18 protein-coding genes are annotated in these 22,509 nt (G+C 70.9%); 6 read left to right on the forward strand and 12 right to left on the reverse strand.

The features are described 5' to 3' along the window. Positions 1-129: 129 nt before the first annotated feature. The 3 genes from IEZ01_RS17270 to bldG form a co-directional block, all read right to left on the reverse strand. Positions 130-2,526 (reverse strand): sodium-translocating pyrophosphatase, encoded by a 2,397-nt coding sequence (locus IEZ01_RS17270; protein ID WP_019888302.1) that lies wholly within the window; start codon positions 2,524-2,526, stop codon positions 130-132. A gap of 295 nt (positions 2,527-2,821) precedes the next feature. Then, entirely contained in the window at positions 2,822-3,280 is a 459-nt protein-coding gene (locus tag IEZ01_RS17275) for an ATP-binding protein (protein WP_028797795.1), read from the reverse strand. A gap of 88 nt (positions 3,281-3,368) precedes the next feature. Further along, entirely contained in the window at positions 3,369-3,722 is a 354-nt protein-coding gene (gene bldG, locus IEZ01_RS17280) for an anti-sigma factor antagonist BldG (RefSeq protein ID WP_019888300.1), read from the reverse strand. A gap of 80 nt (positions 3,723-3,802) precedes the next feature. Between bldG and sftH the strand changes: the two genes are divergently transcribed. Then, entirely contained in the window at positions 3,803-6,280 is a 2,478-nt protein-coding gene (gene sftH / locus IEZ01_RS17285) for a DEAD/DEAH box helicase (protein WP_189202476.1), read from the forward strand. On the opposite strand, the gene IEZ01_RS17290 is transcribed toward sftH, so the two are convergent. The 7 genes from IEZ01_RS17290 to ssd form a co-directional block, all read right to left on the reverse strand. Continuing rightward, positions 6,222-6,554, reverse strand: a complete 333-nt coding sequence (locus IEZ01_RS17290; protein WP_019888297.1) for an Rv3654c family TadE-like protein — start codon at positions 6,552-6,554, stop codon at positions 6,222-6,224. The two genes, sftH and IEZ01_RS17290, sit on opposite strands and share 59 nt — an antisense overlap. 26 nt (positions 6,555-6,580) lie before the next feature. After that, positions 6,581-6,940, reverse strand: coding sequence for a TadE family type IV pilus minor pilin (locus IEZ01_RS17295; protein ID WP_019888296.1), 360 nt, complete (start codon positions 6,938-6,940; stop codon positions 6,581-6,583). A gap of 94 nt (positions 6,941-7,034) precedes the next feature. Beyond that, a complete protein-coding gene (locus IEZ01_RS17300; RefSeq protein WP_019888295.1) occupies positions 7,035-7,259 on the reverse strand; it encodes a DUF4244 domain-containing protein in 225 nt (74 codons plus the stop codon). Between the two features lie 40 nt (positions 7,260-7,299). After that, a complete protein-coding gene (locus tag IEZ01_RS17305; protein ID WP_189202478.1) occupies positions 7,300-8,064 on the reverse strand; it encodes a type II secretion system F family protein in 765 nt (254 codons plus the stop codon). After that, positions 8,061-8,912, reverse strand: coding sequence for a type II secretion system F family protein (locus IEZ01_RS17310; protein ID WP_019888293.1), 852 nt, complete (start codon positions 8,910-8,912; stop codon positions 8,061-8,063). The genes IEZ01_RS17305 and IEZ01_RS17310 overlap by 4 nt, the downstream gene beginning before the upstream one ends. Beyond that, positions 8,906-10,072, reverse strand: coding sequence for a TadA family conjugal transfer-associated ATPase (locus IEZ01_RS17315; protein ID WP_019888292.1), 1,167 nt, complete (start codon positions 10,070-10,072; stop codon positions 8,906-8,908). Before IEZ01_RS17315 ends, IEZ01_RS17310 begins: the two co-directional genes overlap by 7 nt. Then, positions 10,069-11,169: a septum site-determining protein Ssd gene (gene ssd / locus IEZ01_RS17320; protein ID WP_189202479.1), complete on the reverse strand. Its 1,101-nt coding sequence runs from the start codon at positions 11,167-11,169 to the stop codon at positions 10,069-10,071. The genes IEZ01_RS17315 and ssd overlap by 4 nt, the downstream gene beginning before the upstream one ends. A gap of 491 nt (positions 11,170-11,660) precedes the next feature. Between ssd and IEZ01_RS17325 the strand changes: the two genes are divergently transcribed. Beyond that, on the forward strand, positions 11,661-12,497 hold the full coding sequence (locus tag IEZ01_RS17325; RefSeq protein ID WP_189202481.1) for an HAD family hydrolase: 837 nt from the start codon (positions 11,661-11,663) through the stop codon (positions 12,495-12,497). Positions 12,498-12,865: 368 nt separating this feature from the next. On the opposite strand, the gene IEZ01_RS17330 is transcribed toward IEZ01_RS17325, so the two are convergent. Further along, entirely contained in the window at positions 12,866-13,684 is an 819-nt protein-coding gene (locus IEZ01_RS17330) for a Fic family protein (protein WP_028797793.1), read from the reverse strand. A 101-nt stretch (positions 13,685-13,785) separates the two neighbouring features. Here IEZ01_RS17330 and IEZ01_RS17335 point away from each other — a divergent pair, with 101 nt between their 5' ends. After that, positions 13,786-14,772 (forward strand): ATP-binding protein, encoded by a 987-nt coding sequence (locus tag IEZ01_RS17335; RefSeq protein WP_019888288.1) that lies wholly within the window; start codon positions 13,786-13,788, stop codon positions 14,770-14,772. Here IEZ01_RS17335 and IEZ01_RS17340 read toward each other — a convergent pair. After that, positions 14,769-16,049, reverse strand: coding sequence for a polysaccharide deacetylase family protein (locus tag IEZ01_RS17340; RefSeq protein WP_019888287.1), 1,281 nt, complete (start codon positions 16,047-16,049; stop codon positions 14,769-14,771). The genes IEZ01_RS17335 and IEZ01_RS17340 overlap by 4 nt on opposite strands. Positions 16,050-16,305: 256 nt before the next feature. On the opposite strand from IEZ01_RS17340, the gene IEZ01_RS17345 reads away from it, so the two are divergent. From IEZ01_RS17345 to nhaA, 3 genes are all read left to right on the forward strand, one after another. Then, positions 16,306-18,648 (forward strand): SulP family inorganic anion transporter, encoded by a 2,343-nt coding sequence (locus tag IEZ01_RS17345; protein WP_189202484.1) that lies wholly within the window; start codon positions 16,306-16,308, stop codon positions 18,646-18,648. Between the two features lie 222 nt (positions 18,649-18,870). Next, on the forward strand, positions 18,871-20,826 hold the full coding sequence (gene acs, locus IEZ01_RS17350; protein ID WP_189202486.1) for an acetate--CoA ligase: 1,956 nt from the start codon (positions 18,871-18,873) through the stop codon (positions 20,824-20,826). A 283-nt stretch (positions 20,827-21,109) separates the two neighbouring features. Beyond that, the gene (nhaA, locus tag IEZ01_RS17355) at positions 21,110-22,507 is read left to right on the forward strand and encodes a Na+/H+ antiporter NhaA (protein WP_189202488.1); all 1,398 of its coding nucleotides are present in this window, start codon (positions 21,110-21,112) and stop codon (positions 22,505-22,507) included. The last annotated feature ends 2 nt before the right edge of the window (positions 22,508-22,509 follow it).

Below are 22,509 nucleotides of genomic sequence, written 5' to 3' on the forward strand. Positions count from 1 at the left end.
CACCTTTCGTGGGACCGGTCCGCACCTTATTGAAGCCATTTGCACCATGGGAGACACACCGAACGGCACCCACACGGACGGGCGGGCAACACGCCAACACGTGTTGCCCGCCCGTCCTTTGACCAGGTGTTATGACACGACCGCAGGGTCGGGCTTCTGGGCCGTACGCTCGGCCGCGTTGCCTTCGTCACCCACGGCGACGGAACGGCGCTTGGAGACGTACACCGCACCGACGATGACGATGATCGCGAGCGTCGCGACCGCCGCCCGCACTCCCGCGCTGGCGTCCTCGCCGTAGCTGAACTGCACCACGGCGGGCGCGATCAGCAGGGCGACCAGGTTCATCACCTTCAGGAGCGGGTTGATGGCCGGTCCGGCGGTGTCCTTGAACGGGTCGCCCACGGTGTCGCCGATCACGGTCGCCGCATGCGCCTCGCTGCCCTTGCCGCCATGGTGGCCGTCCTCGACGAGCTTCTTGGCGTTGTCCCAGGCTCCGCCCGAGTTGGCCAGGAAGACCGCCATCAGCGTGCCGGTGCCGATGGCCCCCGCGAGGTACGAGCCGAGCGCGCCCACGCCGAGGGTGAAGCCGACCGCGATCGGCGCCATCACGGCGAGCAGTCCGGGCGTGGCCAGCTCGCGCAGCGCGTCCTTGGTACAGATGTCGACGACGCGCCCGTACTCCGGCTTCTCGGAGTAGTCCATGATCCCGGGGCGCTCGCGGAACTGCCGCCGCACCTCGTAGACCACGGCCCCCGCCGACCGGGAGACGGCGTTGATCGCCAGGCCCGAGAAGAGGAAGACGACGGCCGCGCCGAGAACCAGACCCACCAGGTTGTTGGGCTGCGAGATGTCCATGGTCAGGTTCATGTCGGTGGCCTTGGCCCCGACCTCCGACACTGCGGTGGCGATGGCGTCCCGGTACGAGCCGAAGAGCGCCGCCGCCGCCAGGACGGCCGTGGCGATGGCGATGCCCTTGGTGATCGCCTTGGTGGTGTTGCCGACGGCGTCGAGGTCGGTGAGGACCTGCGCGCCCGCGCCCTGTACGTCGCCGGACATCTCGGCGATGCCCTGGGCGTTGTCGGAGACCGGGCCGAAGGTGTCCATGGCGACGATGACGCCGACGGTGGTGAGCAGTCCGGTACCGGCCAGGGCCACCGCGAACAGCGCCAGCATGATCGAGGTGCCGCCGAGCAGGAACGCGCCGTACACCGAGAGGCCGATCAGCAGGGCGGTGTAGACGGCGGACTCGAGGCCGATGGAGATACCCGCGAGTACGACGGTGGCGGGGCCGGTCAGCGAGGACTTGCCGATGTCCCTCACCGGGCGCCGGTTGGTCTCGGTGAAGTAGCCGGTCAGCTGCTGGATCAGGGCGGCGAGCACGATGCCGATGGCCACGGCCACCAGCGCGAGGATGCGCGGGTCGCCGGGGTGGGACTTGATCGCGGCCTCGGTGACGCCGGAGAGCTCGGCGTAGGTGCCGGGCAGGTAGGCGAAGACGGCGACGGCCACCAGGCCCAGCGAGATCAGCGCGGAGATGAAGAAGCCGCGGTTGATGGCGGTCATGCCGGAGCGGTCGGTGCGGCGCGGGGCGACCGCGAAGATGCCGATCATGGCGGTGATCACACCGATCGCCGGGACGATCAGCGGGAAGGCCAGTCCGAGGTCGCCGAAGGCGGCCTTGCCGAGGATGAGCGCGGCGACCAGGGTCACGGCGTACGACTCGAAGAGGTCGGCGGCCATGCCCGCGCAGTCGCCGACGTTGTCGCCGACGTTGTCCGCGATGGTGGCGGCGTTGCGCGGGTCGTCCTCGGGGATGCCTTGCTCGACCTTGCCGACGAGGTCGGCGCCGACGTCGGCGGCCTTGGTGAAGATGCCGCCGCCGACACGCATGAACATGGCGATCAGGGCCGCGCCGAGGCCGAAGCCCTCGAGCACTTTGGGCGCGTCGGCCGCGTAGACGAGGACCACGCAGGCAGCGCCGAGCAGGCCGAGGCCGACCGTGAACATGCCGACCACACCGCCGGTGCGGAAAGCGATCTTCATGGCCTTGTGCGCGACGGCCGTCAGATCCTTTTGCGGTTCTCCTTCCGCGGGAGTCGCCTCACGCGCGGCAGCAGCCACGCGCACATTGCTTCGTACGGCAAGCCGCATGCCGATGTATCCGGTGGCCGCCGAGAAAAGCGCACCCACCAGGAAGAACACCGAACGGCCCGCGCGCTGCGACCAGTTGTCGGCCGGAAGCAGCATCAGCAGGAAGAACACGACGACGGCGAACACGCCGAGCGTGCGCAACTGCCGTGCCAGATAGGCATTTGCTCCTTCCTGCACGGCGGCCGCGATCTTCTTCATGGTGTCGGTGCCTTCGCCGGCCGCCAGGACTTGGCGTACCAGCAGCTGGGCGACGATCAGTGCCGCGAGTGCGACCGCCGCGATGACGATCACGATCGTCCGGTTCTCGTCGGTGAGTACCGCGGCGGCGAGAGAAGTGGTGTGGTCGGTCAGTTCTGGGTTGAAGAGCCCCGCCATTCGTCCTCCTTGACGTTCAGAGCTCAAGATGTGGACGGATTGTAGGGAGCTGGACCTGATCAAAACAGGGCGCCGCAAATGGAATTGACCTTCGGGCGCTCCTCAGCAAATGATCGGGTTCCGAAACTACCCCCGAAAGCGGTAATGGGGCTGACGCATTGACACTTGATCAATGATCTAGGTAAATGAAAAGAGGCCCTGCTCAGCAGGGCCTCTACATATTGTGTGACGGGGCGGCGCACCCGCCTCAGAAGGCGACGGGAGCCCCGGAGGGTGCCACGCTTCTGGGACAGATCTAGGGCAGAACAATGGCCGGTGTCGTCGGCCAGCTCATGCGGATCACTCCGCCGTGCTCGCCGGCCGACACCTCGACGTCGTCGACGAGCCCGCTGATGACCGCGAGGCCCATCTCGTCCTCGCCCTCGGCGTCGTCGAAGTCCTCGGTGGGGGCGCCGTCGCGCGAGCCGGGGACTCCGGCCGCGTCGGCGGCGGCGACACCCGCGCCCGGCACGCCGTCACCGACCTCGATGGAGAACGTCTTCTCCTCCTCGGTCAGCACGACCCGCACCGGGTCGGTCACGCCATTGCTCCGATGCAGCCCGACCGCGCGAGAACACGCCTCACCCACGGCGAGTCTGACCTCGTCCAGCACAGCCTCGTCCACCCCGGCCCGGCGCGCCACGGCGGCCGCCACGAGACGGGCGGTCCTGACGTGCTCAGGCTGAGCGCTGAAGCGGAGTTCAACGGTGGCCATACGGTCCCCCTCGGACATACGGGCGAACTACCAGGGGACCGGGCTCACGCCCGGCACCCTGTTCTCCTCCGGAAGCCTCCGAGCGACCTCAGTCGGTGGCGTTGACGGCCTCCTCGACCGAGGTGTGAATGGGGAACACCTTGGTCAGACCAGTGATCCGGAAGATCTTGAGAATGCGCTCCTGGTTGCACACCAGGCGCAGAGAGCCCTCGTGTGCGCGAACGCGCTTGAGACCGCCCACGAGCACGCCGAGGCCGGTCGAGTCGAGGAAGTCCACGCCCTCCATGTCGACAACCAGGTGGTAGCTGCCGTCGTTCACCAACTCGACCAACTGCTCGCGCAGCTTGGGCGCGGTATACACATCAATCTCGCCACCGACCTCGACGACCGTACGGTCGCCACCAGGGCCGGACACATTGCGAGTCGACAGGGACAGGTCCACGGATCCTCCAGCACCTTGCTATCGAGCGGTCGCCCCCTCGGGTCTCCCCGGCGGAGCCAGGGGACGGATCGCCAGCCGCGATGGCATTCAATCACTTACCAGCAGCCATGCACGACGCCTTGGAAGCATTGTCCGTCACGCCGGTGACACACTCGGTGCCGATGGCCAGGAATCAGCGCCCCGGACGACCGAACGCGAGCGGGCAAACACAGCCTTCCCCCGGTACGGTCCTCGACCGGCTCACCGCGGGGCAGAGCCGTGCTGCACGCGTCACTCATACGGAGCACTTGCCCCCAAGACCGGGTCGTCATGCCGTCTGGCCCGACCGGATCCGCGCCGAAGTGATCAACGCCATTCAGACGGCCGGCATCGACCACCCCTGGGCCCACCAGGCACAGGCCGCCGAGCACGCCCTGGACGGCGAGTCCGTGGTGATCGCCACGGGCACCGCCTCCGGCAAGTCCCTGGCCTATCTGGCACCGGTCCTGAGCACCCTCCTGGACGGCTCCGAGGCCCCCAACGGCCGGGGCGCCACGGCGCTCTACCTCGCCCCCACCAAGGCCCTCGCCGCCGACCAGCGCCGCGCCGTGCGTGAACTGGCCGCCCCGCTCGGCAACCGCGTCCGCCCCGCCGTCTACGACGGCGACACGCCGGTCGAGGAGCGAGAGTGGGTCCGGCAGTACGCGAACTACGTACTGACCAACCCCGACATGCTCCACCGGGGCATACTCCCGTCCCACCCCCGCTGGTCCTCCTTCCTGCGGGCCCTGCGCTATGTCGTCATCGACGAGTGCCACACCTACCGCGGCGTGTTCGGCTCCCATGTCGCCCAGGTGCTGCGCCGGCTCCGGCGTGTCTGCGCCCGCTACGGCGCGAACCCGGTCTTCCTGCTGGCCTCGGCAACCTCCGCCCAGCCCGCCGTGGCCGCGACCCGTCTCACCGGCCTGCCGGTACGCGAGGTGGCCGACGACGCCTCACCCCGCGGTGAACTGGTCTTCGCCCTGTGGGAGCCACCGCTCACCGAGCTGCACGGCGAGCAGGGCGCCCCGGTGCGCCGCACGGCCACCGCCGAGACCGCCGACCTGCTCACCGACCTGACGGTCCAGGGCGTGCGTACGGTCGCTTTCGTACGCTCCCGCCGCGGCGCCGAGCTCATCTCCGTCATCGCCCAGGAGCGGCTGGCCGAGGTGGACCGCTCACTGTCCCGCCGCGTGGCCGCCTACCGGGGCGGCTATCTCCCCGAGGAGCGCCGGGCCCTGGAGCGCGCCCTGCACTCGGGGGAGCTCCTCGGGCTGGCCGCGACCACCGCCTTGGAGCTCGGCGTCGACGTCTCCGGCCTCGACGCCGTCCTCATCGCCGGCTATCCCGGAACCCGGGCCTCGCTCTGGCAGCAGGCCGGCCGGGCCGGCCGTTCCGGCCAGGGCGCCCTGGCCGTCCTGATCGCCCGCGACGACCCGCTGGACACCTTTCTCGTCCACCACCCCGAGGCGCTCTTCGACCAGCCGGTCGAATCGACCGTCCTGGACCCCGACAACCCCTACGTCCTCGCTCCCCATCTCTGCGCGGCCGCCTCCGAGCTCCCGCTCACCGAGGCGGACCTGGATCTGTTCGGGCCCGCCGTGCCCGAGCTGCTGCCGCAGCTGGAGTCGGCCGGGCTGCTGCGCCGACGCGCGGCCGGCTGGTACTGGACCCGCCGCGAGCGGGCCGCCGACCTCACCGACATCCGCGGCGGGGGCGGCTCACCGGTCCAGATCGTCGAAGCGGGCACCGGCCGGCTGCTGGGCACGGTCGACGAGGCCGCCTCGCACGCCGCCGTCCACGACGGCGCCGTCCACCTCCACCAGGGCCGTACGTACCTCGTGAAGCACCTCGACCTGAAGGACTCCGTCGCCCTCGTCGAGGAGGCCAGCCCGCCGTACTCCACCACCGCCCGCGACAGCACCTCCATCTCCGTCCTGGAGACCGACACCGAGATCCCCTGGGGCGCCGGGCGGCTCTGCTACGGCTCCGTCGAGGTCACCAACCAGGTCGTCTCCTTCCTCCGCCGCCGTCTGATCACCGGCGAGGTGCTCGGCGAGACCAAACTCGACCTCCCGCCGCGCACTCTGCGCACCCGGGCCGTGTGGTGGACGGTCACCGAGGACCAGCTGGATGCCGCCCGGGTGAACCCGGAGCAGCTCGGCGGGGCGCTGCACGCCGCCGAGCACGCCTCGATCGGCATGCTGCCGCTCTTCGCCACCTGCGACCGCTGGGACATCGGCGGCGTCTCCGTCCCGCTGCACCCGGACACCCTGCTGCCGACGGTCTTCGTCTACGACGGCCACCCGGGCGGCGCCGGCTTCGCCGAGAGGGCCTTCCACACCGCCCGCGCCTGGCTCACCGCCACCCGTGAGGCCATCGCGTCCTGCGAGTGCGAGGCGGGCTGCCCCTCCTGCATCCAGTCTCCCAAGTGCGGCAACGGCAACGACCCGCTGCACAAGCGGGGCGCCGTGCGGCTCCTCACGGAACTGCTGCGGGAGGCCCCGGACCCGGCCCCGGAGGGCCCGCCCGCGCCCTGACCTGCGGGGCGTACGGGCCGAGGCGGACGCGGGCCGTCACATCCGCCACATCGCCGCGCAGAGCGCAGCGGACCACCTGGGCCCCTTGAGCCCTGGCGACGCGTGAGGCGGCCGTACAGGCCGATTCCTGGCCCCACAGGGCCCGGTCGGCGGCCGCCAGCGCCGCCAGGTCGGCCGCCGACCCGGCCCGGTGTCGGGCCGCGACCGCCTGCCCCAGGGCCAGCACGACGGCGAACACCGCGCACAGGGCGCCCACCGCGACGACCGTCCACACCGTCGCCGATCCTCGCTCCCTGGGCTTCACGAGCCCTGCCCCGACGCCGGGGGCCCGGCGGGGTCCTGGCCGACGGTGTCCTCGGCGAGCGCGCTCGCCTCGGCCCGCAGGGTCAGCCCGAGACCGCCGGGGCCGGCGGCCGGTGCCTCCACCAAGACCCGCCACAGATCACCCGACCGGCCGACGGAGACATTCGCCCCGCCCGGTGCGGCCGTCCGGGCGACGGCGGCCGCGGCTTCGGGGGGCTCCGAGCGGGCCACGGCCCGTGCGCCGGCCCGCGCCGCGTCCACGCACTGGATGTACGCGGCGACCGAGCTGAGCCCCCAGAGCAGCGCCGTCGTGAACACCACCAGCGCCGGGATCACCACGGCCGCCTCCGCGGTCACCGAGCCGCGATCGCGGCCGCGACCCGCTCCGGACCTCGCGCCCGATTTCGCTCCGGACCACTCCGCGCACCTCACTCCGGCGTCCGTGCCCGCGTCAGAACGGGACATCGAGCGCCTTTCCGATCACCGATTCCAGCGCACCGGAGACCGCGCCGCTGTTGATGATCTTGTAGAGCAGGGCCGCGAAGGCACAGGCCGCGATCGTCCCCATCGCGTACTCCGCAGTCGTCATTCCCGCGTCGGAGCCCATGCGACGCCCCAGGCGCTCACCGAGCTGATTCCTGAGCCGCTTGATCCGATCCCTCAGCAGCTTCCTCATGCCAACCCCCTCATGTTCCGTTCGTCTTCGACGTGTTCCGTCATCCGCGCATCAGCCCGTCCGCGAGGCCGATCACCCCCGGCGCCACCCCGATCGCGAGGAACGCGGGCAGGAAACACAGCCCCACCGGCGCCGTGATCAGCACCTGCGCCCGCTGGGCCCGGGTCGCCGCCTCACGCGCGTGTGCCGCCCGGAGTTCAGCCGCGATCCGTGCCACCGGTTCGGCGGCCGGCGCCCCCGAGGAACCGGCCCGCTCCAGACAGCGGGCCAGGCTCTCCGCGCCTGGTATGCCGCCGAACCTCCGCCACACCTCGGCCGGTTCACCACCGAGACGCAGCTCGGCCGCCGTATGCGCCAGCCGTTCCCCCACCGGCCCGCCCAGGGATTCCCCAACCGCCTCGGCCGCCTCCCGCGGCCCGGCGCCGGCCGTGACGCATGCCGCCAACAGGTCGGCCGCCAAGGGCAACTGATCCCGCTCGCCAACGCCCGCAGGGGCCGCTGGTCGGCGCCGCTGCCAGTACCGCGCCCCGCCACCCGCGATCAGGCCGACCAGGGCGCCAATCACCCCGCCCACCAGTACGTAACAGGCGAGCAGCGCTCCAAGAGGCACGCCCCAACGCCGCGCCCAGGCTCCGTACATGGCCCAGTTGCGCGGCGGCCGTACCCGCTCCGCCGCCAGAAGGGCCGCGATCCTGGCCCGGGCACGCCGCTCATCCCGCCGGCGGCTCGCCGAGAAGAAGGCCCAGAGCAGCCCTGCCAGCACGGCGCATCCGATCTCCAGCCGGTGGAGCATCTCGCCGGTCATGGCTTCTCCCCCGCCCGTACGATCCGCGCGGCCCAGGCGATCCCGGCCGCCTCCAGCAGGGCTCCCGCGGTCAGGCACGCGAGGCCGGCCGGCGTGTGGAACAGCACCCGCAGCGGCTCGGCCCCCATGGCCGCGCCCAGCACGAGCCCCACCGCCGGGAGCAGCGCGAGGACCGCCACCGTCGCCCAGGCTCCGGCCAGTTGGGACCGCAGCCGCTCCCGTTGATCCCGGCGCTCCCGAAGCACAGCGTCGAGCCGGTCGAGTCCCGCGGCGAGGCCGGCGCCGCCGTCCACCGCCACCTGCCAGCAGGCGGCCATCCCGGCCAGCCCGTCCGCGCCGTCCTCCCGCGCCGCCTGCCGCAGAGCGGCCGGTACGTCACCGCCGAACCGCGCCGCCGCCAGCACCCCGGCCTCAGCGCCGCCGAGCCCGCCCGCGGCCCGGGCTCCGAGAAGCAGCGCCTGCCCCGGCTGCAGACCCGCCCGCAGTTCCCCCGCGACCGCGCCGCACAGGGCGATGACACCGTCGGCTCGCGCCTCCCCGGCCCTCCGACGTTCCCTGGCCCGCCGCTTCCGTCCGGCCAGCGGCACCGCCACCAGTCCGGCGATCAACGGCAGCACCGCCTCCCCGAGGACGGCCAGCGCCACCCCGAGCACCGGACAGAGCCACTCCGGCCGCCTGCGGATCTCGGGCCACCAGCGCTCCCAGGGCCAGGGAGCCGGTGCCTCCACCGCTCCCCCTCCCGCGAGCATCAACCGTGCCCGCCGCAGGCTCCGTTCGTGTCCCACGGCAAGCCAGCCCGCGGCCCCGGCGCACAGGGCGGCCGCGAAGGCCCAGTACGCCGTCACCACTGGGCACCCCCGATCAGCGACCGCAACCACGGCCAGCCGCGCTCCTGGACGAATCCGTCCGCGGCCCAGCGCAGCGCCGGTACGGTCACCACCAGCCCTCGCGGGTCGCGCTCCAGGACGTGCACCTCGGTGATCCGCCGCCGCCCTTCCCGGTCGCGTACGAGATGCAGCACCGCCGAGAGACCGGCGGCCACCTGGCTGTGGAGCGCGGCCCGGTCCAGGCCCGCGGCCGTTCCCAGCGCCTCGAGACGGGCCGGCACGTCCGCCGCCGTGTTGGCGTGCACCGTCCCGCAGCCCCCGTGTCCGGTGTTCAATGCGGCCAGGAGGTCGGTCACTTCGCTCCCTCGTACCTCGCCGACGACGAGCCGGTCGGGCCGCATCCGCAGCGCCTGCCGCACCAGATCGCGAAGGGTCACCTGCCCGGCGCCCTCCTGATTCGCCGGCCGCGTCTCCAGGCGCACCACATGGGGGTGGTCCGGCTTCAACTCCGCTGAGTCCTCGGCCAGTACGATCCGCTCCCGTTTCCCCACCAGTCCCAGGAGTGCGGACAGCAGGGTCGTCTTCCCGGAGCCGGTCCCACCGCTGATCAGGTACGCGACCCTGCGCTCCACCATCGCCCTCAGCACCCGGTCCCCGCCCGGTGGGATCGTGCCCGCCGCCATCAGCTCGTCGAGCGAGAAGGCCTTCGCCCGCACGACCCGCAGGGACAGGCAGGTCGAACCGACCGCCACCGGCGGCAGGACGGCATGCATCCGTGTCCCGTCCGGGAGCCGCGCGTCCACCCACGGGTGCGCGTCGTCGAGCCGCCGCCCCGCCACGGAGGCCAGGCGCTGGGCGAGTCTGCGCACGGCCGCGCCGTCCGAGAAGGAGACCCCGGTCGGTTCGAGGCCCGCGCCTCGGTCAACCCAGACCTGGTCGGGCGCGGACACCAGTACGTCGGTCACCGAGGGATCCGCCAGCAGCGGCTCCAGGGGGCCCGTGCCGACGAGCTCGGACCGCAGCCGTTCGGCCACCCCCAGCACTTCCGCGTCGCCCAGAAGCCTCCCCTGCGCGCGCAGTGCGGCCGCCACGCGTGCGGGGGTGGGTTCGGCCCCGCTCTCCGCGAGCCGCTGCCGGACGGCGTCGAGAAGCTGCGCGCCGGCCGTCGGACTCGTCGTCATGAGACACCGTCCGCGGCCAGGGCCCGGTCCCAGAACGCCGTGCAGAAGCGGGCCAGCGGCCCGGGGACGGACCCCGGCGGCGTGCCCGCGTCCTGGGAGGCCAGAAGGAAGGGCTCGACGGGGAGTTCCCCGGCGAGCGGCAGCCCCAGAGTCCCGGCGACCCACTGCTCGTCCAGTCCCGCCGCGTACGGACCGCGCGCCACCACGCGCAGATCGCGCAGGACCATGCCGGCCATGGAGGCGACCCGGTTCGCCGCCGCCACCGCCCTCAGCTCACCCGGGACCACCAGCAGCCCCATGTCCAGCTGCGCCAGCGCCTCCGCCACCCCCTCGTCGACCCGGCGGGGCAGATCCACGACGACCACGCCCCCGCGCCTGCGGGCTGCGGCGAGCACGGACCGCATGGCCTCGGGCGGGACGACCACCGAGTCGCCCCGGTCCCAGCTGAGCACCCGCAGCCCATGCAGGGCGGGCAGCGACTCCTCCAGGGCGCCGCCCGCGACCCGTCCCTTGGAGGCGGCGAAATCCGGCCATCGGCGGCCCTCGGAGTGCTCGCCGCCGAGGACCACGTCGAGCCCTCCGCCGAGCGGGTCCCCGTCGACCAGCATGGTGCGCCGGCCCCCGCGTGCCGCGGCCAGCGCCAGCGCGCAGGCCAGCGTGGACGCCCCGGCGCCGCCACGACCGCCGATCACCCCGACGGTCATCGCCTGGCTGCCGACGCCTTCGACGGTGTCGGCGATACGGTCCACCAGCCAGCTCTCGGCGTCCGGCAGCCGCAGCACACAGTCGGCGCCGATCTCGACGGCCCGCCGCCACACACCTGGGTCGTCCTGGTCACGGCCCACCAGCAGCACGCCGTCCCGGCGTGCCGCGCCCCGGCAGCGGTCCGCCGCGTCGTCGCCGACCAGGACGAGTGGCGCGTCGTCCCAGCTCGCCCGGTGCTGGAGTACCTCGTGCCGCACCTCGGGCTCGGCCCCCGCGGCGGCGCACAGCCGCAGCAGGTCGTCCAGCAGCGCGACGTCCTCGGTGACGATCAGCGGTCCGGCGCGCCGCCCCTCGGCGGCCTGCGGTCGATCGGAACTCATGAATCCGGTCATGTCCCGCTCCCCCTATCCATACGATCCGCGGGCGATCTCCACGCCGTCGGTCCACGCCGTGAGATCGGTGATTCCTGCGGTCCGCGAACTTCGCGGCGGGAATCACCGTGCAGCGATCCGGAAAATCGTGTGGATCTTGCTCGAAAACTGTGGACAACTCGCCAGTTGTGAATAACTTCATCGCCCATACCGGTGACTTCCGGAGAGCAGCGCAGCCGATACGCTGAGTGACGAATCAGAGCCGGCGAAGGGGGAGGACGATGCGGGCGTCAGAGGGTGTTTTCGAGCCGACGCGAGAGGCGAAAACGCGTCCGGACATGCGACGACCCCCGCCGGGGGGGAGAGCGGGGGTCGTCTCTCCGGCCGACTCGGGGGGGGAGGAGCCGGTCCGGGTTAGCACGGTCGCGAACGATCCGTGACTTCCATGGTGTACCCGAGAGCCCTCTCAGGCAAACCCACGCGCCCCAGCGTACGCCGAATGGCGGGCACCTATGCTCGGGCTCGTGGAAAACCACTCGTTGCCGCGCACAGCCGCCTTCTTTGACCTGGACAAGACGGTCATTGCGAAGTCGTCGACGCTGACCTTCAGCAAGTCCTTCTACCAAGGCGGGCTGATCAACCGCCGTGCTGTCCTGCGGACGGCCTACATCCAGTTCGTCTTCCTCGTGGGCGGTGCCGACCACGATCAGATGGAGCGGATGAGGGAGTACCTCTCCGCGCTCTGCAAAGGCTGGAACGTACAGCAGGTCAAGGAACTCGTCGCCGAGACCCTGCACGATCTCATCGATCCCATCATCTACGACGAGGCGGCATCCCTCATCGAGGAGCACCACGCCGCCGGCCGCGACGTCGTGATCGTCTCCACCTCCGGCGCCGAGGTCGTCGAGCCCATCGGCGAGATGCTGGGCGCCGACCGGGTGGTCGCCACCCGGATGGTGGTCGGCGAGGACGGCTGCTTCACCGGGGAGGTGGAGTACTACGCCTACGGCCCGACGAAAGCCGCAGCGGTCCGGGAGCTCGCCGAGTCGGAGGGCTACGACCTGGCCCGCTGCTACGCCTACAGCGACTCGGCCACGGACATCCCGATGCTCGAGGCCGTCGGCCATCCGTACGCGGTCAATCCAGACAGGGCCCTGCGCCGGGTGGCGACCGCCCGCGATTGGCCGATTCTCGTCTTCAACCGCCCCGTCCGGCTCAAGCAGCGCCTGCCCGAGTTCAAGATGCCGCCCCGCCCCGCGCTGGTCGCCGCGGCGGCCGTGGGAGCGGCGGCCGCCACCGCCGGGCTGGTCTGGTACGCCAACCGCCGACGGCATGCCGCTGCCAGCTGATCCACCCCTCAACCGTTCCGCCCGCATTTGCACCGAAAAGTAAAGAGGCATGAGTCAGGGGTTCCGCTTGCCCCGTGACAGGAGTAGAAAGGAGTTAAGGCCCGCGAGACCTAGGACATCCGAGAGGATCACCTGTTGAGCAAGAAGGCCCCACGGACCTAAGCATGAAAGCCGAGCACCCACGCGACGTCGACCCGTCGATTACGGGCCAGCCGCACCAGGCGATGAGCAAAGACTCCGCTTGATGGGCACATATCGAGGACGCATGGTAACTGGGCGGACATGCCAGCGGCGGTACCAGACTTTGGTACCGCCGCAACCCTGTTCAGGGGCCCTTCAGGGCGCACCCGACACCCCCACCGGCAGCCTCAGGCAGCGCCGCGCTGCAGCGCCTCGCAGACCGCGGTCGACTCCCTGACCCCGAGCTCCACCGCGCGGCCGCAGTGCGCGATCCAGGCGGCCATGCCCTCGGGCGTCCCCGACCGGTACCCCTCGAAGGCCGCGACATAGGCCGCCTGCCCCTGCTCGGCGTGGCCGACCTCGGCCGGGCAGATCGACTTCGGGTCCAGACCGCTGCCGACCAGCACGATCCGCTCGGCGGCCCGCGCGACCAGGCCGTTGCACGAAGTGAACGGCCGCAGCGCGAGGAGTTCGCCATGGACGACGGCGGCGGTCACCAGCGCGGGGGCCGATCCGCCGGCGATGATCAGCTGGGCCAGGCCGTCGAGGCGGCCGGCGACCTCGGCCGCGTCCGGGAGGGGTGCTTCGATCAGCGGCTCGTCGACCGGCTCGCCGTCCTGCCGCGGCCGCCCGGTCGTCTCGTCCGGCGCACCGGCCGCGACCAGATGCAGCCGGGCCAGCACCCGCAGCGGCGACTGCCGCCAGATCGAGAGCAGCTGACCGGCCTCCGCGCCGAGCCGGAGCGCGGCGCCGACGATGCGCGCCTCGGGGTCACCACCGAAGTCGGTGCGCCGGCGCACCTCCTCCAGGGCCCAGTCGGCGCCGGCGAGGGCCGCCGAGCCGCGCGCGCCGCGCAGCGCCGCCTCAGAGGTGATCTCGTTGCTGCGGCGCCGCATCACGCGGTGCCCGTAGACCCGGTCGACGGCCTTGCGTACGGAGTCCACCGAGTCGGCGACGCCCGGCAGGGAGCCGAGGGCGGCCAAGGGGTCAGAGGCGTGCGTACTCATAAGTAGGGAGGCTACGCGCCTTGGCGCGGCGCCCCACCTTGGAGTGGTCTTCTTCACGCACTTGACCACTCGGGGCGATCATCCCACTACCCTAGGTGAACATGAAGATCGCTTTCGTAGGGAAGGGCGGCAGCGGGAAGACCACGCTGTCCTCGCTCTTCATCCGTCACCTCGCAGCCGGCCAAGCCCATGTCATCGCGGTGGACGCCGACATCAACCAGCATCTGGGAGTGGCCCTCGGCCTCGATGAGTCGCAGGCCGCCGCGCTGCCCGCGATGGGCGCACATCTGCCGCTGATCAAGGAATATTTGCGAGGGACCAATCCACGGATCGCGTCCGCGGAGACGATGATCAAGACGACGCCGCCCGGAGAGGGTTCACGACTGTTGCGCGTGGTCGAGGACAACCCGGTGTACGACGCGTGCGCCCGTTCCGTACCGCTCGACGGGGGCGGGGTGAGGCTGATGGCGACCGGGCCGTTCACCGAGGCGGATCTCGGGGTCGCCTGCTACCACTCGAAGGTCGGAGCGGTGGAGCTCTGTCTGAACCATCTGGTCGACGGGCCGGACGAGTATGTGGTCGTCGACATGACGGCCGGATCGGACTCGTTCGCCTCCGGGATGTTCACCCGCTTCGACATGACGTTCCTGGTGGCCGAGCCGACCCGCAAGGGGGTGTCGGTCTACCGCCAGTACAAGGAGTACGCGCGGGACTTCGGGGTCGCCCTCAGGGTGGTCGGCAACAAGGTGCAGGGCCCGGAGGACGTGGATTTCCTGCGTGACGAGGTCGGGGACGACCTGCTGGTGACCGTGGGCCACTCGGACTGGGTGCGGGCCATGGAGAAGGGCCGGCCGCAGCGGTTCGAGCGGCTGGAGATGGAGAACCGGCTGGCGCTGCGGAGCCTCCAGCGCGCGGCGGAGGGTTCGTACGAGCACCGCGACTGGGAGCGCTACACGCGCCAGATGGTCCATTTCCACCTGAAGAACGCGGAGAGCTGGGGGAACGCGAAGACGGGGGCCGACCTGGCCGCCCAGGTCGACCCGTCCTTCACGCTCGGCGAGAGCCTCGGCACGCCCCAGCCGGTCTAGCTCTCGGCCGGCTTGGCCGCGGGGGCGGAGGCAGCCGGCGACGCCACCGCGGGCTGGGCGGCCATGAAGGTCTCCCAGCCTCCGGCGGGCGCCTGGCCGACCTTGAGGGTGCGCAGTTTGGCGACGACCGCGGGGTCCTGGGCGTCCAGCCAGTCGGCCAGCTGCCGGAAGGACACGCAGTGCACGTCCTTCTGGACGCAGACCTTGGCGATCGTCTCCTCGATGGCGCGCATGTACGTGCCGCCGTTCCAGGACTCGAAGTGGTTGCCGATGATCAGCGGGGCGCGGTTGCCGTGGTACGAGCGCTCGAAGGCCTGCACGAGACCGTCACGCATCTGGTTGCCCCAGTACTGATGCTTGGCGGGGTCGCCGTGCATCTTCCCGGACTGGTTCACGGCGAAGTTGTAGTCCATGGAGAGCGTCTCGAAGCCCCGGCCCGGGATGGGCACCAGCTGGAGCGACAGGTCCCACAGGCCGTGTTCCTTCTCGGGCCAGATCTGGCTGTTGATGCCGCTGGTGTCGTAACGGAAGCCCAGTTGGCTCGCTGCGCGGACGAAGTTCTCGCGGCCCTCCAGGCAGGGGGTGCGGGCGCCGACGAGTTCCTTGTCGTAGTCGAAGGGGAGCGGCTCCTCGCCGGTCAGCCCGGAATTGGTCTTCCAGTTCTTCACAAACGATTTGGCCTGGGTGACCTCGCTCTTCCAGTCCTCGACGGACCAGTTGCCGACGCCCGCCTCCTTGCCGCAGAAGTGGCCGTTGAAGTGGGTGCCGATCTCGTTGCCCTCCTGCCAGGCGGCGCGTAGTTCGCGGACCGTGGCGCGGATCCCCTCGGTGTCGTTGAAGCCGATCTCGGAGCTGCCGGGGGCGTGCTGGGGCGGGCGGTAGAGCTTCGATTTCTCCTCCGGCAGCAGATAGATGCCGCTGAGGAAGTACGTCATCTTCGCGTTGTACTTCCTGCCGACCTCGCGGAAGTGGGAGAAGAGCTTCTGGCTGTCCTCGCCGGCGCCGTCCCAGGAGAACACCACGAACTGCGGGGGTTTCTGACCTGGTTTCATCTTGTGCCAGACCGGCTGGTGGGGCTGGGCCCCGGTGAAGGCGGTGGATCCGTCGCCGATGAGGCGTACCGCGCCCTCCGGGGCCGCGACGGGCTCCTTCTTGGCGCCCGGGGCGCCCTCCTTGGCTCCTTCCTCGGACTTGCCGAAGGCCGAGCATCCGGCGAGCCCCGCGACCAGCGCCACGGCGACGGCACCCAGGGCGATCCTCTTCGTGGCGGCTGACATCCGCCCACCTCTCTCGTTCATCGGACGAATCACCAGTGCGAGCGGCGTCAAACTCGCACCGCAGCAGGGCGGGTGAGGCCTCGACAAGCGGAGACAAAAGCATTAATCACTGGATCGGGTGAACTGGTGCACCATTTGCCCCGAAAATCATGCCGGACTCTTTACTCTCCATTACGATCCATTTACCTAGAGTTGAAATACGCCGAGCCGTGATTGCGCCGGCCCGGTATCCCGCCGCCCGGAGGAGACGGGAAACATGACCTGCGTCCCCACCCGCACCAATCGCCTCTCACGAATCACTCGCACTGCCCCTCGATCCGGGTTCCAGCGGCCACACAGTCCGCCGCCCACCGGGGGAGGTCGCTTCCGCATCGCCGGCGCCGACCTGTCCGCCTCCATCGCCGTCTTCCTCATCGCGCTGCCGCTGTCCCTCGGCATCGCACTCGCCACCGGAGCCCCGCTTCAGGCGGGGCTCGTGGCCGCGGCGGTCGGCGGGATCGTCGTGGGGCGGCTCGGCGGAGCTCCGTTGCAGGTCAGCGGCCCCGCTGCCGGCCTCACCGTGGTCACTGCCGAGCTCATCCACACGTACGGCTGGCGCACCACCTGCGCGATCACCGTCCTCGCCGGCCTCACCCAGCTCGGCCTGGCCGCCCTGCGGGTGGCCCGCTCCGCGCTCGCCGTGTCGCCGGCGATCGTGCACGGCATGCTGGCCGGCATCGGCGTCACCATCGCCCTCGCCCAGCTCCACATCGTCCTCGGCGGCACCCCGCAGAGCTCCGCCATCGCCAACGTCCAGGGGCTGCCCGCCCAGTTGGCCGACCTCCACCCGGTGGCCCTGTCGATCAGCGGCCTCACCATCGTGTTGCTGCTGCTGTGGCCGCGGATCCCGGGGCGTACGGGGAAGGCCGTGCGCAAGGTCCCGGCCGCACTCGCCGCCGTGGCCGCCGCGACGACCGTGGCTGCCGTCGCCGGGCTGAGCCTGCCGCGCGTCGACCTGCCGTCCTGGCGCAGCCATGCCCTGCCGAGCATGCCGGAAGGACCGGTCCTCGGCCTGATCGCCGCCGTCCTCACCGTCACCCTGGTCGCCAGCGTCGAGTCACTGCTCTCCGCGGTCGCCGTGGACAGGCTCGCGGCCGCCCGGAAGGTTCCGGACGTACGGATCCCCCGCGCCCGGCTCGACCGCGAACTGGCCGGTCAGGGCTGCGCCAACGCCGTCTCCGGAGCGCTCGGCGGACTGCCCGTCACGGGCGTCGCCGTCCGCAGCGCCGCGAACGTGGCGGCCGGCGCGGTGAGCCGCAACTCCACGATCCTGCACGGTGTGTGGGTGGTCCTCGCCGCGCTGGTGCTCGTCCCGGTCCTCGACCTCATTCCGCTGGCCGCGCTCGCCGCCCTGGTGATGGTCGTCGGCATCCAGATGGTCAACATCACGCACATGCGCAGCGTCCGGCGGAACCGCGAACTACTGGTGTACGTGGTGACGATGACCGCGGTCGTCCTCACCGGCGTGCTCGAAGGGGTCGCGGTGGGGATCGCGGTCTCCGTCGGGGTGGCCCTGCACCGGCTGTCCAAGACCAGGATCACGGACGAGGAGACCGAGAGCGGTCATCGTGTGCGGGTGCGCGGGCAGTTGACGTTCCTGGCGGTGCCCCGCCTGAGCCGGGTGCTCAGCCATGTGCCGCACGGCACCCACTGCACCGTGGAGCTGGACGGCTCCTTCATGGACCACGCCGCACACGAGGCGCTGCACGACTGGCAGACCTCCCATGTCGCGCATGGCGGCACGGTGGAGTTCACCGGCCGGTCCGGACGACGGATCGCCGAGCCCGCGTCCGAGACGCACACCTGCTGCCGCCCCTGGACCCCCTGGCGCAACCACCACTGCGGGGAGCACCCGGTCGAGCCGCTCCCGGCGAACGGGCATCAACTGGCGAGCGGGCTGAGCTCGTTCCAGCGCAACACGGCGCCCATCGTGCGCGACGAACTCGCCCGGCTGGCGCGCGAAGGGCAGCGGCCCTCGCAGCTCTTCCTGACCTGCTCCGATTCCCGGCTGGTCACCAGCATGATCACGTCCAGCGGACCGGGCGACCTGTTCACCGTACGGAACGTGGGCAATCTGGTCCCGCTGCCGGGCGAGGAGAGCGCCGACGACTCGGTCGCGGCGGCGATCGAGTACGCCATCGAGGTGCTGCGGGTCGACTCGATCACCGTCTGCGGGCACTCCGGCTGCGGGGCGATGCAGGCCTTGCTCACCAACGGCCCGGACACCCCGCAGACCCCGCTGCGGCGCTGGCTTCGCCATGGACTGCCCAGCCTGCGGCGGATGGCGAGCACCCAGCACCCCTGGGCCAGGATCTCAGGGCGGCTGCCGGCCGACGCGGTGGAGCAGCTCTGTCTGACCAACGTGGTCCAGCAGCTGGAGCATCTGCGGGCGCACGAGTGCGTGGCACGCCGGCTGGCGGAGGGGACGCTTCAGCTGCACGGGATGTACTTCCACGTCGGCGAGGCACAGGCGTACTTGCTGGCCGACACGGGCGCGGACGACCGGGTGGAGGACCGGTTCGACCGGGTCACCCCGACCGTCCAGAAGGCGAGCGCCTGACCCGCGCCCAGGCGGCCCGTGCCTGAACCGTCACGACGTCCCGTCCGTGAGAGCGTATGGCCCCTTCTTCCCACCGCTCGGGGAGAAGGGGCCACTCACGCCCCGATGGCCACATAGGTCTAAACCAATTTCCGGGAGGCCCTTGTGCACCCGGGCATCTGGCTGATGAGCTATGGCCTGGGACACATAGGCACATAGGACGCCCTGGGAAAGGGAGATGTCGTGAGCAACGAAAGCCTGGCCAACCTCTTGAAGGAAGAGCGGCGGTTCGCCCCGCCGGCCGAGCTGGCAGCGAACGCCAATGTCACCGCGGAGGCGTACGAGCAGGCCGCGGCGGACAGGCTTGGCTTCTGGGCCGAGCAGGCCAAGCGGCTCACCTGGGCCACCGAGCCGACCGAGACCCTCGACTGGTCGAACCCGCCGTTCGCCAAGTGGTTCGCCGACGGCGAGCTCAACGTCGCCTACAACTGCGTCGACCGCCATGTGGAGGCCGGCCACGGCGACCGGGTCGCCATCCACTTCGAGGGCGAGCCCGGCGACAGCCGCGCCATCACCTACGCCGAGCTCAAGGACGAGGTCTCCAAGGCCGCCAACGCCCTGACCGAGCTGGGCGTCCGCAAGGGCGACCGGGTCGCCGTCTATCTGCCGATGATCCCCGAGGCCGCCGTCGCGATGCTCGCCTGCGCCCGGATCGGCGCCGCGCACTCGGTGGTCTTCGGCGGCTTCTCCGCCGACGCCGTGGCCTCCCGCATCCAGGACGCCGACGCCAAGCTGGTCATCACGGCCGACGGAGGCTTCCGCCGGGGCAAGCCGTCCGCGCTCAAGCCCGCCATCGACGACGCCGTGGCCCGCTGTCCGCAGGTGGAGCATGTGCTGGTCGTCCGCCGTACGGGCCAGGACACCGCCTTCAACGAGGGCCGGGACGTGTGGTGGGACGACATCGTCGCCCGCCAGTCCACCGAGCACACCCCGGAGCCGTTCAACGCCGAGCACCCGCTCTTCATCCTCTACACGTCCGGTACGACGGGTAAGCCGAAGGGCATCCTGCACACCTCCGGCGGCTACCTCACCCAGGCGGCGTACACGCACCACGCGGTCTTCGACCTCAAGCCGGAGACGGACGTCTACTGGTGCACCGCCGACATCGGCTGGGTGACCGGCCACTCGTACATCGTCTACGGACCGCTGGCCAACGGCGCGACCCAGGTCATGTACGAGGGCACGCCGGACACCCCGCACCAGGGCCGGTTCTGGGAGATCGTGCAGAAGTACGGCGTCACGATCCTCTACACGGCGCCGACGGCGATCCGTACGTTCATGAAGTGGGGCGACGACATCCCCGCCAAGTTCGACCTGTCGAGCCTGCGCGTCCTCGGTTCGGTGGGCGAGCCGATCAACCCGGAGGCCTGGGTCTGGTACCGGGAGCACATCGGCGGCGGCAAGACCCCGATCGTGGACACCTGGTGGCAGACCGAGACCGGCGCGATGATGATCTCGCCGCTGCCGGGCGTCACGGAGACCAAGCCGGGCTCCGCGCAGCGGCCGCTGCCCGGCATCTCGGCGACCGTCGTCGACGACGAGGCCAACGAGGTTCCCAACGGGGGCGGCGGCTATCTGGTCCTGACCGAGCCGTGGCCGTCGATGCTGCGCACCATCTGGGGCGACGACCAGCGGTTCCTCGACACGTACTGGTCGCGCTTCGAGGGCAAGTACTTCGCCGGTGACGGCGCGAAGAAGGACGAGGACGGCGACATCTGGCTGCTCGGCCGGGTCGACGACGTCATGCTCGTGTCGGGCCACAACATCTCCACCACCGAGGTCGAGTCGGCGCTCGTATCGCACCCCTCCGTCGCCGAGGCGGCCGTCGTCGGCGCGGCGGACGAGACCACCGGACAGGCCATCGTCGCCTTCGTGATCCTGCGCGGCACGGCGAGCGAGGACGACGGCCTCGTCACGGACCTGCGCAACCACGTGGGCGCCACGCTCGGCCCGATCGCCAAGCCGAAGCGGATCCTGCCGGTGGCGGAGCTGCCGAAGACCCGTTCCGGGAAGATCATGCGCCGGCTGCTGCGGGACGTCGCGGAGAACAGGGAGCTGGGCGACGTCACGACGCTGACGGACTCGTCGGTGATGGACCTGATCCAGACGAAGCTGCCGAGCGCGGGCTCCGAGGACTGACGGGACTCGACGGCACCGACCGACACCGCACCACACGAAGGCGCCCGCCCCAGGGATTCCCGGGGGCGGGCGCCGCCACGTGACGCCGTGAAGTCGAGAAACCACTGGGAGGCGAATGCGGACAAACAGCCACACACCTAGAGTAAAGATCACCGGACACAGCCGCGCATCTTTAGGTAAGGTAAGGATCGCGTCAATGGCGCGACAAGAATGACCTAGGTGCGCCGGGAAGTCTGGTCGGCATGTGCTCAGCCCTGCCCAAACCGACCGGAGGTCTCCACACGTGGCCGCGCCCACCCCCACCGCCCGTAAAGTCCTCGCCCGCCTTTCGCTGCCCGAGCGACGGTTCGTCGCCGACGCCCTGCGCGCCGAGACCGTCGGCGGTGTGCTCCTGCTCGTGGCCGCCATCGCCGCCATCATCTGGGCCAACACGCCCATCAGCGGCAGCTACGAGACGGTCCGCGACTTCCACATAGGCCCCGCCTCGCTCGGCCTCGACCTGTCGATACAGCACTGGGCGGCCGACGGCCTGCTCGCCGTCTTCTTCTTCGTCGCCGGCATCGAGCTCAAGCGGGAACTGGTCGCCGGCGAGCTGCGCGACCCCAAGGCCGCCGCCCTGCCGGTCATCGCCGCGATCTGCGGCATGGCCGTGCCCGCGCTCGTCTACACCCTCGTCAACGTCGTCGGCGACGGCCCCCTGGACGGCTGGGCGGTCCCCACCGCCACCGACATCGCGTTCGCGCTCGCCGTCCTCGCCGTCATCGGCACCTCACTGCCGTCCGCGCTCCGCGCGTTCCTGCTCACCCTCGCCGTCGTCGACGACCTCTTCGCGATCCTGATCATCGCGGTCTTCTTCACCAACGACCTGAACTTCGCCGCCCTCGGCGGCGCCGTCGTCGCCCTCGCCGTCTTCTGGCTGCTGCTGCGCAAGGGCGTACGCGGCTGGTACATCTACGTCCCGCTCGCCCTGGTCATCTGGGGCCTCATGTACAACTCCGGTGTGCACGCCACCATCGCCGGTGTCGCCATGGGTCTGATGCTGCGCTGCACCCGGCACGCCGACGAGGAGCACTCCCCCGGCGAGCACATCGAGCACCTGATACGGCCCTTGTCGGCCGGCCTCGCCGTACCGCTGTTCGCCCTCTTCTCCGCCGGTGTGTCGGTCTCCGGCAACGCCCTCGGCGATGTATTCACCCAGCCGGTGACGCTGGGTGTGGTCCTCGGGCTGGTGGTCGGCAAGGCGGTCGGCATCTTCGGCGGCACCTGGCTGACGGCCCGGTTCACCCGGGCGGAGCTGAACGAGGACCTGGCCTGGCCGGACGTCTTCGCCGTCGCCGCGCTCGCCGGAATCGGATTCACCGTCTCGCTGCTCATCGGCGAACTCGCCTTCGCCGGCGACGCCGGCCTGACCGACGAGGTCAAGGCCGCAGTCCTGATGGGCTCGCTGATCGCGGCCGTGTTCTCCGGCGTACTCCTGAAACTGCGGGTCAGGAAGTACGCGGCGCTGCTGGCCGACGAGGAGCGCGACGACGACCAGGACGGGATTCCGGACATGTACGAGCTGGACGACCCGGACTACCACCGGCGGATGGCGGAGATCTACGAGAAGAAGGCCGCGGAGCACCGGCGCCAGGCCGAACTGGCGGGGGCACCGCGCGACGACGCCGACAGTCCGGCATGATC

The organism is Streptomyces purpureus, assembly GCF_014648195.1.
GTDB classification, from domain to species: domain Bacteria; phylum Actinomycetota; class Actinomycetes; order Streptomycetales; family Streptomycetaceae; genus Streptomyces; species Streptomyces purpureus.

Excerpts from the sequence above, each read along its gene's own strand:
- IEZ01_RS17270 (WP_019888302.1), bottom strand. The coding sequence starts at position 2,526 with ATGGCGGGGCTCTTCAACCCAGAACTGACCGACCACACCACTTCTCTC.
- IEZ01_RS17275 (WP_028797795.1), bottom strand. The coding sequence starts at position 3,280 with ATGGCCACCGTTGAACTCCGCTTCAGCGCTCAGCCTGAGCACGTCAGG.
- sftH (WP_189202476.1), top strand. The coding sequence starts at position 3,803 with ATGGCATTCAATCACTTACCAGCAGCCATGCACGACGCCTTGGAAGCA.
- IEZ01_RS17300 (WP_019888295.1), bottom strand. The coding sequence starts at position 7,259 with ATGAGGAAGCTGCTGAGGGATCGGATCAAGCGGCTCAGGAATCAGCTC.
- IEZ01_RS17305 (WP_189202478.1), bottom strand. The coding sequence starts at position 8,064 with ATGACCGGCGAGATGCTCCACCGGCTGGAGATCGGATGCGCCGTGCTG.
- IEZ01_RS17315 (WP_019888292.1), bottom strand. The coding sequence starts at position 10,072 with ATGACGACGAGTCCGACGGCCGGCGCGCAGCTTCTCGACGCCGTCCGG.
- ssd (WP_189202479.1), bottom strand. The coding sequence starts at position 11,169 with ATGACCGGATTCATGAGTTCCGATCGACCGCAGGCCGCCGAGGGGCGG.
- IEZ01_RS17325 (WP_189202481.1), top strand. The coding sequence starts at position 11,661 with ATGCTCGGGCTCGTGGAAAACCACTCGTTGCCGCGCACAGCCGCCTTC.
- IEZ01_RS17330 (WP_028797793.1), bottom strand. The coding sequence starts at position 13,684 with ATGAGTACGCACGCCTCTGACCCCTTGGCCGCCCTCGGCTCCCTGCCG.
- IEZ01_RS17335 (WP_019888288.1), top strand. The coding sequence starts at position 13,786 with ATGAAGATCGCTTTCGTAGGGAAGGGCGGCAGCGGGAAGACCACGCTG.
- IEZ01_RS17340 (WP_019888287.1), bottom strand. The coding sequence starts at position 16,049 with ATGTCAGCCGCCACGAAGAGGATCGCCCTGGGTGCCGTCGCCGTGGCG.
- IEZ01_RS17345 (WP_189202484.1), top strand. The coding sequence starts at position 16,306 with ATGACCTGCGTCCCCACCCGCACCAATCGCCTCTCACGAATCACTCGC.